14 protein-coding genes and 1 pseudogene are annotated in these 12267 nt (G+C 68.6%); 5 read left to right on the top strand and 10 right to left on the bottom strand.

Translation table 11 applies throughout. From position 1 onward, the window contains the following. Positions 1–888 precede the first annotated feature (888 nt). From ACFY1J_RS38515 to ACFY1J_RS38505, 3 genes and pseudogenes are all read right to left on the bottom strand, one after another. Positions 889–1521: pseudogene (locus tag ACFY1J_RS38515) on the bottom strand (hypothetical protein); the annotation flags it as partial. Positions 1522–2462: 941 nt separating this feature from the next. Continuing rightward, complete coding sequence (locus ACFY1J_RS38510; protein WP_390713190.1) at positions 2463–2621, bottom strand: hypothetical protein; 159 nt, start codon at positions 2619–2621, stop codon at positions 2463–2465. 41 nt (positions 2622–2662) lie between these two features. Next, a complete protein-coding gene (locus ACFY1J_RS38505; RefSeq protein WP_390713191.1) occupies positions 2663–2899 on the bottom strand; it encodes a hypothetical protein in 237 nt (78 codons plus the stop codon). Positions 2900–3052: 153 nt separating this feature from the next. Between ACFY1J_RS38505 and ACFY1J_RS38500 the strand changes: the two genes are divergently transcribed. Beyond that, positions 3053–4222, top strand: coding sequence for a helix-turn-helix domain-containing protein (locus ACFY1J_RS38500; protein ID WP_390732861.1), 1170 nt, complete (start codon positions 3053–3055; stop codon positions 4220–4222). 290 nt (positions 4223–4512) lie between these two features. On the opposite strand, the gene ACFY1J_RS38495 is transcribed toward ACFY1J_RS38500, so the two are convergent. The 4 genes from ACFY1J_RS38495 to ACFY1J_RS38480 form a co-directional block, all read right to left on the bottom strand. After that, positions 4513–4704 (bottom strand): hypothetical protein, encoded by a 192-nt coding sequence (locus ACFY1J_RS38495; protein WP_390732860.1) that lies wholly within the window; start codon positions 4702–4704, stop codon positions 4513–4515. Positions 4705–5018: 314 nt separating this feature from the next. Beyond that, positions 5019–5573, bottom strand: coding sequence for a telomere-protecting terminal protein Tpg (gene tpg / locus ACFY1J_RS38490; RefSeq protein WP_390713194.1), 555 nt, complete (start codon positions 5571–5573; stop codon positions 5019–5021). Between the two features lie 97 nt (positions 5574–5670). Continuing rightward, the gene (locus ACFY1J_RS38485; RefSeq protein WP_390713195.1) at positions 5671–6213 is read right to left on the bottom strand and encodes an FABP family protein; all 543 of its coding nucleotides are present in this window, start codon (positions 6211–6213) and stop codon (positions 5671–5673) included. Positions 6214–6311: 98 nt separating this feature from the next. Continuing rightward, entirely contained in the window at positions 6312–6809 is a 498-nt protein-coding gene (locus tag ACFY1J_RS38480) for an SgcJ/EcaC family oxidoreductase (RefSeq protein ID WP_390732859.1), read from the bottom strand. Between the two features lie 99 nt (positions 6810–6908). Here ACFY1J_RS38480 and ACFY1J_RS38475 point away from each other — a divergent pair, with 99 nt between their 5' ends. Beyond that, entirely contained in the window at positions 6909–7370 is a 462-nt protein-coding gene (locus ACFY1J_RS38475) for a MarR family winged helix-turn-helix transcriptional regulator (protein WP_390732858.1), read from the top strand. A gap of 390 nt (positions 7371–7760) precedes the next feature. On the opposite strand, the gene ACFY1J_RS38470 is transcribed toward ACFY1J_RS38475, so the two are convergent. After that, a complete protein-coding gene (locus tag ACFY1J_RS38470; protein ID WP_390713198.1) occupies positions 7761–8027 on the bottom strand; it encodes a hypothetical protein in 267 nt (88 codons plus the stop codon). Between the two features lie 285 nt (positions 8028–8312). On the opposite strand from ACFY1J_RS38470, the gene ACFY1J_RS38465 reads away from it, so the two are divergent. The 3 genes from ACFY1J_RS38465 to ACFY1J_RS38455 all read left to right on the top strand — a co-directional run bounded on the left by ACFY1J_RS38465 (position 8313) and on the right by ACFY1J_RS38455 (position 10298). Further along, positions 8313–9308: a hypothetical protein gene (locus ACFY1J_RS38465; RefSeq protein WP_390713199.1), complete on the top strand. Its 996-nt coding sequence runs from the start codon at positions 8313–8315 to the stop codon at positions 9306–9308. 23 nt (positions 9309–9331) lie between these two features. Then, positions 9332–9886 carry a carboxymuconolactone decarboxylase family protein gene (locus ACFY1J_RS38460; protein ID WP_390713200.1) on the top strand — a complete coding sequence of 185 codons (555 nt, stop codon included), beginning with the start codon at positions 9332–9334 and terminating at the stop codon, positions 9884–9886. A 124-nt stretch (positions 9887–10010) separates the two neighbouring features. Continuing rightward, a complete protein-coding gene (locus ACFY1J_RS38455) occupies positions 10011–10298 on the top strand; it encodes a DUF4287 domain-containing protein (RefSeq protein ID WP_390713201.1) in 288 nt (95 codons plus the stop codon). Positions 10299–10357: 59 nt separating this feature from the next. Here ACFY1J_RS38455 and ACFY1J_RS38450 read toward each other — a convergent pair whose 3' ends face one another. Both ACFY1J_RS38450 and ACFY1J_RS38445 read right to left on the bottom strand, forming a co-directional pair. Continuing rightward, positions 10358–11683, bottom strand: coding sequence for an MFS transporter (locus ACFY1J_RS38450; protein WP_390713202.1), 1326 nt, complete (start codon positions 11681–11683; stop codon positions 10358–10360). A gap of 17 nt (positions 11684–11700) precedes the next feature. After that, positions 11701–12240: a carboxymuconolactone decarboxylase family protein gene (locus ACFY1J_RS38445; protein ID WP_390713203.1), complete on the bottom strand. Its 540-nt coding sequence runs from the start codon at positions 12238–12240 to the stop codon at positions 11701–11703. Positions 12241–12267 lie beyond the last annotated feature (27 nt).

Raw genomic sequence — 12267 nt, 5'->3', positions numbered from 1 at the left:
CCCGCGGAGCGGGTCCCATCGCGCTGCGCGCGATGCAAGCGAACACCCGCGCTGCGCGCGGGTGTTGCGCTCCCGCTCCGCGGGAGCGTGTGCTGCTCGCTGCGCTCGCAGCGCAATTCGGTTGCTGTGCAACCGAATTGACGTCTCCTCCGCTGCGCTCCGGAGACGCACGGTCCGCTGCGCGGACCGATGCGGGGGCGCGCAGTCCCCGCATGCCGGCTTCCGCTGCGCTCCAGCCTCCCCCGCGCTCCGCGCGGAACGGGCCTACGGCCCTCGCGGCAGCAGGGGGGCGGGGGTGACCGGTGCCGGCCCCCTTGCCTGGCGGGGGTCAGGACTGCGGTCTGGTCGTTTCCGGAAGGGGCGTGACTGTCTTTTCATCGGTGCGCGCCAACTCGCCCACACTCACCCGGAAGTGCAACCCCCGCCTGACGGCTCTTCAACTTCACTACTCCCTTGCCCTCCTGTACGCGGGACACTGTGCTGCGGCCTGTCCCGGGTTCAGATGGAGCAGCTTGGGCGCATGAGTCCTGGCGACCTCGAGTACTGCCCGCATCGTTCCTGTCCACACGCTCGAGTCTCTTCCCATTGCGGCCGGTAGCAGCACTGTCGGCGCCCCGAAAGGTGTGTGGCTTCTTCGGCCAGCACGCACCGGGAGTCTGTCATGCGCGAGATTCCAGGAGCGTGGTGCGGGATGTTCCCGCGCAGTGCGGGCCGAGCGGGGTTGGGGGGTGGCGTCCGGTACGTGCTTCAAAATTTAGTCCAGATTCATTCTGGATCACGCCCTGTCCTCCGGGCGGACAGGGCGTGGGTACCGTCGACCGGTGGAGCTGCGCAGCGTCCGACGAACCTGCGCGCTGCTGCGCAGGCGTCGGCATCCTGGGTGGGTCTCCCGACCGGCCCGTACGGGCCGGTCACATCCTCGTCTCTCGACAAGGCGATCCTCAACGCCGCCAGAATCGCGTCCCTGGACGCCTGGTGCGGCGTCACGGCCACCCCGGCAATCGCGTTCGTCGCACAGTCGACGAACCACGTCACCCACGGACACACCAGCTCCCCATCCAGCACAACCTCGACGGGCACATGCGTGTGATCAGCCTCCCAGCACGCATTCCGCCACAGCCTCGGCCGCCGCAAATGCACATCATGGCGCCGCCGAGCCCGCTCCCCACCAGCAAGAGCCGCACGCTGACCCGCACTCAGATCCCGGCGAATCGCCCGAGGCAACGTCGCCAACGACGGCACCGGCGAGGCGCAGCCGCCCTCAGCAACAGCCGCGGCATGCTCGGCCACCAGCTCCCGGTGAACCGCAGCCGCGTTCCCACACCAGGCGAGAAGACGCGCATGCAACTCCGGCGTGAGAGTGAACCGCTCCCGCCCACGCGGCCCTGTACGCCCCTCCCGCCGAGCAACCTCAAGCCACCGCCACACCGACCTGAGCGACACCCCCACCGACCCCGCCACCAGCCGGACATGCTCCGTGGTCAACTCCCCACGCCCGTCCAACACCAGCAGACGAGACACCGCCTGCTCCCGCCCCAACAACCCCGGCACACCAGCCACCGGCCCCGTGACCGCCTCGCCACCCCCGCTCCGCTGCACACCACTCACACCGCACCGCCCAGCAAGAAAACTGACCCCCGCTACAGGCACGGTCCCCCAACCAACACACAGAACAAAGCAGCTCACCGAAGAAGACGAGACGGATCACCACCCGGCATACACTCCCCCGACTCAGGAATCTGCACCACCACACCCCAGCCGAAACCAGCGGAGTGACACCAGCAGAACGCCACCCAACACCACATCACACCAAGTCAAAGACCTAGACACCGATAACAACACACGCACACCACCACCGACACCAAACCGCAGATTCGCACCGACATGACACCAACCGAACCGCGTGCCCCGGGATGCAGACCCGCCTCACAACCAGCGATGCGTCAAGGGGCCAGCACACGAACGTGCAGACAAGACAACCAGCCGTCGATGAACCATACGCACCCACAACCTACCCACGCCATAACCCACACCAGTGACAGAAACCAGCACAAGCACGGTGCCGCCAACTTGATCATGTGTCATTCCCCCGTGCTTGGAACGGGGTTGGCCATCAGTAGACATGCCAGATGTCCCCTCGGCCTGCTTCAAACGGGTGAATGGCCCGCCACCGAGGGGGTGCTCTCTCTAAGAGATGCGGCACCTATCTGACCTGCGGAAACGCGAGAGATGTATGCACGTAGGTGAATAGGCCTCCTTCGCCCCCGAGGCTTTACGCAGCTGCCAAGGGGCGAACCTCGAAGAACAGGGTGCCGATCGGGCGCATCAGCGGGCAGGTCCAGTACCTGCCGGATGCGCCGGGCGAGCGTAAGGCCCCCGTTCACTCACCCCATGGCAGCAACTGCATAGCCTCTGCGGCCGGCAACGTGCCCACCTGCACCGCTCATCGGGGAGAGGACGTGTCAGTCGGCGTCCTGCTTGCCGAGGAGGAGTTCGTCCCCGGTGGGAAAGCGAGCGGTGCCGCCTTCCTCCCAGGTGACCACGACGGCCAACCCGCCCATCGGTCCCCGGTCGGCCCTCACCGTCTTCACCCTGCGCCGCTGGCCCTCGTAGCCGATCACGTCACCGGGGACGACGAGGGCTGCGCGCTTCGTCGGGACGCTTAATCGGTCTCGACGCGCCGGACGTGCTTCAAAGGGGTGTCCCACTCGATGCCACCCCCTCGCGGGCGGATGTACGCGGTCTGACTGATGACCCGTCCGGTCTCCTTCAGGCGTTCCTCGATCACGTCCTGGAACTCACCCGTGCGCCCCGAGACCCTGTCCTCGACGAACGTGCCCTGCGGGTACGGCAGGGTGCCGTGATAGAGCGTCGTCGCCGGCTTCACAATCTGTGTCATGCGTCCTCGTCCCACCTGGGCATACGTGTGTCACCCAAGAGAACTCCTGCTGTGCGAAGCCAACTTGCACAGCTCTTGCACAACGGCCGGGCGCGGGAGGTGTGGAGTGAGACGATGGGAGGTAACGGACGTCGAGCGGGGAAGACGCACATAATGAGCGCGATCAGGATTCCCGGACCCGGTACGAACGTGGCCGTCTGCCGCAAGGCACGCGACCTCAGCCAGGTCGCCCTTGCCCGGCGAGCCGGTGTGTCGGTTTCACTGCTCAGCAAGATCGAGATCGGCGACCGAGCCCTCACCCAGGGCATCGCCGCCTCCCTCGCACAGGCCATGGGGCTCACACTCGACGAACTGTTGGGCACGGAGCCCGTCGCCAAGGCGGACGAAGCGAGCCTGGCCGCGCTCAACTACGCCATCCGGCGCTTCGACATCCCGGACGCCCCGCCATCACATCCCGAAGACCTGCCGTGCGAACTCGCCGAGTTGAACGAGCACCGCTACCGCACCGAGCTGGGGGCAGTCCTGCAGAAGCTGCCCGGAGTGCTGGCGAAGTCGACCAACTATGCACACGCCACGCAGTCACCGGACGCATGGACCCGGGTGGCCGACGTGTACTCGGTTGTGTACTGGGTGGCCGCCCGGTTCCGGTGGATGCACCTTGCCGAACTGGCCGTCATGAAGCAGCAGCTGGCCTCAGAGCGCGCCCACCCGATCGCCGCCACGGTGGCCGCCCGCGACGAGGCCGGGGCGTTTCTGAACTCCGGCGACTTCGCAGGAGGGTTGGCCATCGTGGACCGAGCCGTCGTCGAGGCCGAGTCAACTCTTGAGGGGCGTGACCGGGCGTACGGCCTGGGCATCTTGCACCTGCGCGGGCTGACGCTCGCCGGTCGGATCAAGGACAAGCGCACGGCACAACAGCACATCGATGCGGCATGGCGGGTCGCCGACAAGTTCCCCGAAGACATCGAGGATCACGGCATCCACTTCGGGCCGGAGAACACAGCGGTACACGTCATTTCCACAACGTCCGACATGGAAGACCATCGAGGGGCGTTGAACACCGCCGACGACCTGATCCGCAATGGCCTGACGCTTCCCGCGACCAGGGTCGGGCCACTGCACATGAACGTCGGCCGGTCGCGGCTCGCCCTGGGCGACCGGGACGGCGCCCTCGAAGCCCTCGAAGAAGCCTGGAACATCGCACCCGAGATGGCCCGGATCCACCCAACGAGCCAGGAGCTAATGCGCGTGCTGACCTCACTGCACCGCCGCAGCAACCCGAGGCTCACACGGCTGGCCAAGCGCGCAGGCGTGCCCTTCTGATTCCAAGTCAAGCACGGATACCCGTTCAGCAGCCACGGGAAGGCTGTATGAGGTTGCCGACCTGGGCTACGTACACTGTGCCGTCGTTTTGGAGGAACGAGGCCACACGATGAAAGCCCCTGTCCTCCTCAACCTCGCCGTCTTCGAATTCTTGCCAACGCACGACTGTCCCGTACTGCCCAACCAAACACTCCACCTCATCAGCCGGGGAAGCCGTGAGGACGCGAGCGGCTATGACGGCGCGTGGTTTCGTCGGGCGTTCGCCCAGCAGCATCGCGGCCGGGACGAGTTCACTTCCCGTGCTCCTGGTCCGTCTCTGTGTGCTTGGCGTGGGGTGTCTCGGTGCTCTTGCTCAGGGTGCTCCACTTCTCGGCGAGTTGCTTTCCGATGTGGCCGGAGCGTTCGAGGGTGGTGTCCCACACGCTGTCCCTGAGTGATCGGGAGTAGAAGCCGAAAAAGGTGGTCAGGTTTTCCGGTGGCATGGGCCTTGGCGCTTGCGTGAGGGGTGTCGCCCGACGTGGTCTCCTCGGGATCCTCGGGCCGGCTCCTGGACGTCATTTCCTGGTTCCTCTCTCCGCCTGTCAGTTCTCCTCGCCAGAACCACTATGGGGCCACGGTCAGCCCGACCCGAGAGCCCGCGGATGCCCCCGAGCAGCCCCTCGCCGTCGTTCACCAGCTCCATCCACACCAGAGCCCTGAGAGGGTCTCAGAGGCGCGCACAGCGCGTTCCGCGAGTGCGGGCGGCCATCGTCTTCCGCCGCTCAACGCTCTCAGGCCTGGCTGGCGCAGGTCCCGGTCAGTAGTGCAGCTCCAGCTGTTCGATGTCCGTCAACTCCACCAGCAGGCCCTGAGCCCGACGGCCCGCATCGCGGAAATACATCTCGCCCAAGCCCTCGGCCAGAATGGCCTGCAACTGCTGCTCGCTTGCGCCAGCCTGCTGGGCGGCGAAGAGACGGGCCGCGTACTCCGGAGGCAGGGCCTGGTTGATGTGACGCACGCGAGGGTCGTCCGTGGTACCCACCGCCGCGGTGAAGCCGAAGCGGGCTCGGGTGGAGGTGAAGATGCCGTCCGTGGACGCCGCCCGCTGCCGGGCCCGCGCGCGGACCTGGGGCTGCCAGCGGCGGCGTACCTCGCGGTACAGGCGGGCCGCCAGGTCTCGGCGGGGGGTCTTCAGCTGTCCCTTGACGTAGCGCTCCACCGTGCGCTGGGAGACGCCCAGGAGCTCGGCCACGGGCCTGGTGCCCTTCAACTGCCGTACCAGGAAACGCATCTGAGCCTGCGCGGACCTGGGGACGGGGCGAGTGAAGTGTTCGGCGTCGGCATCGTCGAGGCTGTTGCCGATGTCGGCCATCGTGGGTGCCCTCCCCCTGCTCTCCGGCCCTCGTGGTGCTGTCCGGTCGGGGAACGCACGGACCGGCAGTGAAGTCACGGTGCCCGCAAGGTACGGCTTACCGCGTGCGTCGCAGGGTGGCCGAGAGATGGTGCTGCAGCGGCCGGCCGACCGCGGCAAGGTCGTGGACGAACGTGAGTGTGTCGTTGTCGGTCAGGGTGTAACGGCGGCGGGTGGCGCTGACTTCCTTGGCAGTGGGTGTGAGGGCCACTTCGCGAGTGGAGAGATCGACCGTGTCCTGTGCCGCCCGGCCGACCGCGATCTCGGCGATGCCGGTGGGCTGGGTGATCAGTGCCTCCACCCGGCCGTCGGGCTGTAGCCGCCACCATCCAGTCTCCCGAGCCGCTGGCCGCAGCGGCGCGCCGTCGACGTCGAGCAACCAGGCCCGGGCCTCGTAGCGGAGGAAGGGGCGCCCGTCGTGGCTGAAGGTGACTTGCTGTGCGTAGGTGAAGTCCCCGGCGAGCGTCGGGTATCCCCCTTGGCCCTGGCCGTGCCATGTGCCCAGGAAACCGAGTACCGGCGCGAGCAGTGCGTGCGGTGCGGGCACATCGTCCGGCCGGTGGGCGTCGGGGTACGGGTGCTCGGGTGCGGGGTCGTACACGTTCGCGCTCCTTGGGTTGTGCCGGTGCCGGTGCCAATGCCGGGTGAAAGCCTAGGCGGCCATCTCCTCGGCGACGGGCAGGGCGGTCACGCCGGTGTTCAGCGCGCGGCGGGGCGGGTGGCGGGCTGGAAGCGGAAGGAGACCGCCTCCATCAGCGGCTTGCGCTGTGTCTTCTGGACGGCGGCGATGCGCCAGGATCCGTCGGCCTCGCGGACGACCGTGTACATGGCGAGCTTGCCGAGCTTGCCCAGGTCGCCGTCCGCTTTCGGGCCGCCCTTGCGCACGTCGCCGCGGGTGACGATCACGGCGGTGTCGGTGCCGTAGAAACGCAGGTCGGTGATCTCGACGATCAGCCGGGTGCCCTTGAGGAAGCTGTCGAACAGGGCCTGGTGGGCGCGGCCGATCTCCGTACCGCCGTGGTAGGCGGTGCCGACGTAGGTGACATCGGTGGCGTCCGCCGTGAACTGGTCGCCGTACGCGGCGCCGTCACCGTTCGCCCAGGCCGCGCAGCTGCGCTCCAGCAGGGCATGGACAGCTGCGGCGTCCGCGGTGCGGGCCGGGTCGAGGGGGGTGGCGGGGTTCAGGTGCGCGGTCATGGTGTGTTCCTCCGGTTCAATGGTGATAACTTCGCTAGAGAAGAAACTGCGCTGAAGATTTCTCTTCCTTTAAGAAGAGATTATGGAGTGAGGAAGCCCGTGTCAACGCCTGCCATGCGACCCGACGCCAGCGAGATCTACCGCCGCTACCTCAGCGCCGTGATGCTGCACGGCCACGCCAGCGCCAGGGCCTGCGACCTCGGCGCCACCGACCTGTACGGGCTGAACATCCTTCAGCTGACCGGGCCCATGACCCCCGGCGAACTGGGCACCCGCACCGGGCTCACCACCGGACCGACCACCCGCCTCATCGACCGCCTGGAGCAAGCCGGCTACGTACGCCGCGTTCCCTCCCCCGACGACCGGCGCAAGGTCATCGTCGAACCGGTCGGCAAACCCGCCGACCTCGACCGCGTCATGGCTCCCGCCCGCCAGAAGATCGGTGAGATCCTCGGCGACTACTCTCCCGAGCAACTCGACGTCCTCTTCGACTACTTCACCCGCGCCGCCACTGCCTACCAGGCCGCCGCCGAACAGCTGCGCACCGAGGACGGCGTCTGACGGCGGTACACCGCCGCCTCGGGGCCACAGCCAGTCAGCGGTGGTGGTTGGAAGATTTGGGCCGTCTCCAAAGCTCCTCGCCTGAGGAAACACGGGACGCGGATGGCCCATTGGTTCCAGTCACGCCCGGTCAGCAGGAACCGAGGTCAAGGGGAAATACGGGAGCGTCGTGGATCGCGATGCTGGGTGCACTCAGTGCGGTGCGCTGCCGGCCAGCGGCCCGGTGCGCACGCCGGTTGGCGTCCTTGCGCAGTGCGACGAGGCGCGGCCGAGGTAGTCGAGTTGTTCCGCGGTCAGCACGTGCGCAGCCGGGCGGTGAGGATGCGGGCGGCGATGACGGCGCGTGGTTTCGTCGGGAGTCGGCCCGGCAGTGTCACGGCTGGGCCGGGTTCACTTCTCGTGCTCCTGGTTCGGCTCTGTGTGCTTGGTGTGGGGTGTCTCGGTGTTGTTGTTCAGGGTGCTCCACTTCTCGGCCAGTTGCTTTCCGATGTGGCCGGAGCGTTCGGGGGTTGCGTCCCACACGCTGTCCTTGAGTGATCGGGAGTAGAAGCCGAAGGGGTGGTCGGGGTTTTCGGTGGCGTGGGCCCTGGCGCTTGCTTGAGGGGTGTCGGCCGTCGTGGTGTCCTCGGGTTCCTCGGGCCGGCTCCTGGAGGTCATTTGTTGGTTCCTTTCTCCGCCTGTCGGTTCTCCTCGCCAGAACCACGATGGGCCACCGGTCGGCCCGACCCGAGAGCCTGCGGACACTCGGGTCCGACTTCGCCACGTCCACGGCACGCCGGGCGGGCAGGCGGCGAGTTGTACCGGCCGCGTCCGGGGGCGACATGGCGCAGTCGTCGTGAGGTCGGGGAGGGCACGGCAGGAGGTGCCGGGCGGGTCGGGGGGCGGCGAGCATCGGTCGCGGGTCCACCGGATCCTTGCCGTTCGTCTCCTTGAGGAGGAGCCATGAAGACCGGACGTCTCGGCGTCGGCCTGACCGTCGCGGTGACCGCTCTCGTTGCCGCTCTGATCCCCCAGCCGGCATCGGCTGCGGCGGACTGCACGTACACCTACAGCGGGCAGGTGCCGTTGGACGACCTGGGCACGGGGACGTACAACGGTCTGACGGGCGGCCTGTACCCGGGTGGCAGCAATGTCCGGCCGACCGCGCACACGAACGCCGGGGTGAGCATCGCACAGAACCAGGTGCTGCCGCGCAACGCCTCCGGTCAGGTCGACCTGGTCAACGGCAAGGTGGTGCTGATCTCGATCGGCATGTCCAACACCACGCAGGAGTTCCAGAAGTTCATCTCCACGGCCAAGGCGTACGCCAACCTGAACGACAGGCTCGTGATCGTCGACGGCGCTCAGGGCGGCCAGGACGCCAATGCCTGGGCGGACCCGTCGAACAACACCTGGTCGGTGCTGGCCGGCCGGCTGTCCAACGCGGGCGTGACCGCCGCGCAGGTGCAGGCGGTGTGGCTGAAGGAGCAGTACGTGGGCGACAGCCTCGGCTCCTTCCCGACCGGGACGCAGAACCTGCGCAACTCGCTCGCCTCGATCCTGCGCAACGCCCGCTCGAAGTACTCGAACCTGGCGCTGGGCTACGTCGCCAGCCGCATCTACACCTACGACCCGGCCCGCAGCGCGGGTGCGTATCAGCAGGGCTGGGCCGTCAAGAAGCTGATCCAGGACCAGATCAACGGCGCCTCCGACCTGACGTACGGGACGGGCGGTGTCGCGCCGTGGATCTCGTGGGGTCCGTACATGTGGGCGGACGGGCTGGGCTCGGACCGGGTGGCCGGCGGCACGCCCGGGCGCGGCGACGGTCTGGAGTGGAAGTGCTCGGACCTGGAGTCCGACGGTGTCCACCCCTCGTCCACCGGTGAGCAGAAGGTCGCCAGCATGCTCCTGAAGCAGTTGTCGAGCGACCCGACCTCTACTCCGTGGTTCAACAAGTAGCCGGCCGGCCGGGGAGAAGCGCGATGCCGCACATCGAGATCCCGGCGCCGGTGCCGGGCATCCGCGGGCTGATGGCCGTCAAGCCGTCCTCGGGCCGCCGGCTCAGCGAATTGGCCGAGCAGTTGCTGCGGGGCGCCTCGCCGCTGTCGGTGGCCGAGCGGGAGTTGATCGCCGCGTATGTGTCGTACCGCAACGGGACCCGCTACTGCACGGGCTCGCACACGGCCGCGGCGGCGCACGCGCTCGGCGGCGACTACGCGCTGGTCGAGGCCGTGCAGCGGGATCCGGCGACGGCTCCGGTGAGCGAGCGGCTGCGGGCGTTGCTGGTCCTCGCGGGGAAGGTGCGGGGCGATGCCCGGACGGTGTCCGGGCAGGACGTGGCGGCCGCTCGGGCAGCGGGGGCGGATGACGAGGCGATCCACGACACGGTGCTGATCGCCGCCGCGTTCTGCATGTTCAACCGGTATGTCGACGGCCTCGCGGCGATCGCTCCGGAGGATCCGGCGGTGTACGACGAGATCGGTGCCGCCCTGGTGGCGAACGGGTATCTGCCGCAGGGCGGTGCAGCGGCCCGGTGACGACGTGGCGAAGTCGCTTCGAGTGCCGGACAGGAGGCGGGTTGGGGCCTTGCTCGCGTGCAGGCTGGTGTAGCTGGTGTAGTCGGCCGTAGTCGGCGTGGACGATTTGGAAAGCGAGGAGCACATGTCGTTTCAGGCATACCTGGACAACATCGAGGACAAGACTGGCCTGACGCCTCGTCAGTTCATCGAGCTGGCGAAGGAGCGCGGTTTCGAGGGGCCGGAGCTGAAGGCGGGCCCGGTCCTGGAGTGGCTCAAGGAGGACTACGGGCTGGGCCGGGGTCATGGGATGGCTCTGGTGCACGTTTTCAAGAACGGCGCGAAGATCTCCGAGAAGCACGTCGGTTCGGACGGCTCGCACCGCGACGACTCCGACACGCTGTGGCTGGAGGGGAAGAACAACCGGCCCTGACCGTCGGTGGCGAGAACAGCGAAACGCCGGCTCCTGCTTCGAGGAGCCGGCGTTCTGCGTCAGCTGCCGGTGGTGGCCAGGGCCTGCTCGGGTTCGCGGGCCTCGGCGGGCCGAGCCGGCGCGGCCGCGGGGTCGGCCGGCATGGTCCGGGACAGCAGGGATGCCGGGATGGACAGCAGGACCGCGGTCATCACGCCGGCGATGAACCAGCCGGAGGCGTGGTGTTCGGCGGCGTAGGCCGCGCCGGCAGGGGCGACACCGCCGAGAACGGCGCCGGTGACGGCGTTGGGCAGGCCGACGCCCAGGGCGCGGATCCTGGCGGGGAAGATGTCGGTGAGCAGCTTGGGCAGCACCGTGGTCGCGCAGACCAGGTAGACCACGCCGGAGCCGTAGGTGAACAGCAGGCTGGCGAAGGTGCCGGTCATCGTGAGGTACGACACGGAGCCGGTGACGGCGAAGAGAGCGCTGGCGGCGACGAGGAGCCGGGCAGCGCCGATCCTGTCGGCGAGCAGGCCGATGGGCACGTTCAGCATCATCATCGTGGCGGTGGCGGTGACCACGACCCACATCATGGTGCCGGGCGCTGCGAGGCGGCCGCCGAGGGCGGGCACGACCGCGGTCCAGGTGCCGCCGACGGCACCGGTGCCGGCCACGAACAGGACGGCGATCAGGACGTTGCGCCGGTGAGCCACGAGGAGCTGCCGCAGCGAGCCGCGGTCGCGGCGGGTGCGGACCTCGCGCCGGTAGATCTCGGTTTCGGCGAGTCGGGTGCGCAGGACGAGCAGGATCAGGCCGAGGATGCCGCCGATGAGGAACGGCACGCGCCAGCCCCAGGCGGCCATGGTGCCGGGGCCGAGGGCGGTGGTCAGGGCGCCGCCGAGGAGGGAGGCGGTGAAGGCGCCGGCGCACGTGGTGAGGGAGAACAGGCTGCCGTAGGTGGCCTTGCGGCGCTTGGGGGCGACCTCCATCAGGTACGCGGCGGCGGCGGGCCATTCGCCGCCGTGGGAGATGCCCTGGGCCGTGCGGGCCAGGAGCAGCAGGAGGGGGGCGAACAGGCCGATGTGCGCGTAGGAGGGGGTGAGGCCGATCAGGAAGGAGCCGCCTGCCATGAGGGAGATGGCGAGCATGAGGGCGGGCCGACGGCCGCGCCGGTCGGCGTGGCGGCCGAGCAGGATGCCGCCGAGGGGGCGCATCAGGACGCCGACGCCGAGGACGGCGAAGGCGCCGAGGAGGGAGGTGAGGGAGTTGTCGGAGGGGAAGAACTGGGCGGCGAAGAGGGGGGCGAACAGGCCGTAGCCGAGCCAGTCGAAGGATTCGATGAAGTTGCCGACGACGGTGGCGGTGACCGCACGGCGGTGCGCCTTCTTCGGGGAGGGGGCGGACATGGTGGGCCGTTTCTCCTTCAGACGGCGGCGGCGTAGCCGTGCGCGGTGATGCGCCGGCCGGCTTCCTCGTAGTAGCCGGGCTCGGTGGGCAGGGTGGTGGCCAGGCCGCTGACGTAGCGGTTGTACATGCAGAACGCGGCGGCGATGAGCACGGTGTCGTGGAGGTGGGTGTCGGTGGCGCCCGCGGCGCGGGCGGCGGCCACGGTCTCGTCGCAGAGGGGGGCGGCCTTGGCCTGGACCTCGGCGGCGATGCGCAGCAGGGCCCGCACGAGCGGGGTGAGCGGGGCGGATTCCGGGTCGTGCCGCACGGCTTTGACGAGGTCGGTGCCGCCGTCGAGCTGGGTGGCGGCGGCCGCGCCGTGGGTGTCGGCGCAGAAGCGGGTGGCGTTCAGTTCGGAGACGTAGGCGGCGATCAGTTCGCGTTCGCCGCGGGTGAGAGGTGACTCGCCGCGCAGAAGAACATCGGCGAGGGCGTTGAGCGGGGCGGCCGTGTCGGGGCGGTCGGTCATCAGTCCCCTGATGCCCGGGAGGTCGCTTGTGAGCTTGATGTGCGGCACCGGTCCGTCCTTTGCTGGTGGGGTGTC

It is taken from the genome of Streptomyces sp. NPDC001406 (assembly GCF_042895285.1).
Classification (GTDB): Bacteria; Actinomycetota; Actinomycetes; order Streptomycetales; family Streptomycetaceae; genus Streptomyces.
Note: the sequence above shows the minus strand (reverse complement) of the source record. Positions and strands in the feature narration are given on the sequence as shown.

Excerpts from the sequence above, each read along its gene's own strand:
- ACFY1J_RS38505 (WP_390713191.1), bottom strand. The coding sequence starts at position 2,899 with ATGACACAGATTGTGAAGCCGGCGACGACGCTCTATCACGGCACCCTG.
- ACFY1J_RS38500 (WP_390732861.1), top strand. The coding sequence starts at position 3,053 with ATGAGCGCGATCAGGATTCCCGGACCCGGTACGAACGTGGCCGTCTGC.
- ACFY1J_RS38495 (WP_390732860.1), bottom strand. The coding sequence starts at position 4,704 with ATGCCACCGGAAAACCTGACCACCTTTTTCGGCTTCTACTCCCGATCA.
- tpg (WP_390713194.1), bottom strand. The coding sequence starts at position 5,573 with ATGGCCGACATCGGCAACAGCCTCGACGATGCCGACGCCGAACACTTC.
- ACFY1J_RS38480 (WP_390732859.1), bottom strand. The coding sequence starts at position 6,809 with ATGACCGCGCACCTGAACCCCGCCACCCCCCTCGACCCGGCCCGCACC.
- ACFY1J_RS38470 (WP_390713198.1), bottom strand. The coding sequence starts at position 8,027 with ATGACCTCCAGGAGCCGGCCCGAGGAACCCGAGGACACCACGACGGCC.
- ACFY1J_RS38465 (WP_390713199.1), top strand. The coding sequence starts at position 8,313 with ATGAAGACCGGACGTCTCGGCGTCGGCCTGACCGTCGCGGTGACCGCT.
- ACFY1J_RS38460 (WP_390713200.1), top strand. The coding sequence starts at position 9,332 with ATGCCGCACATCGAGATCCCGGCGCCGGTGCCGGGCATCCGCGGGCTG.
- ACFY1J_RS38455 (WP_390713201.1), top strand. The coding sequence starts at position 10,011 with ATGTCGTTTCAGGCATACCTGGACAACATCGAGGACAAGACTGGCCTG.
- ACFY1J_RS38450 (WP_390713202.1), bottom strand. The coding sequence starts at position 11,683 with ATGTCCGCCCCCTCCCCGAAGAAGGCGCACCGCCGTGCGGTCACCGCC.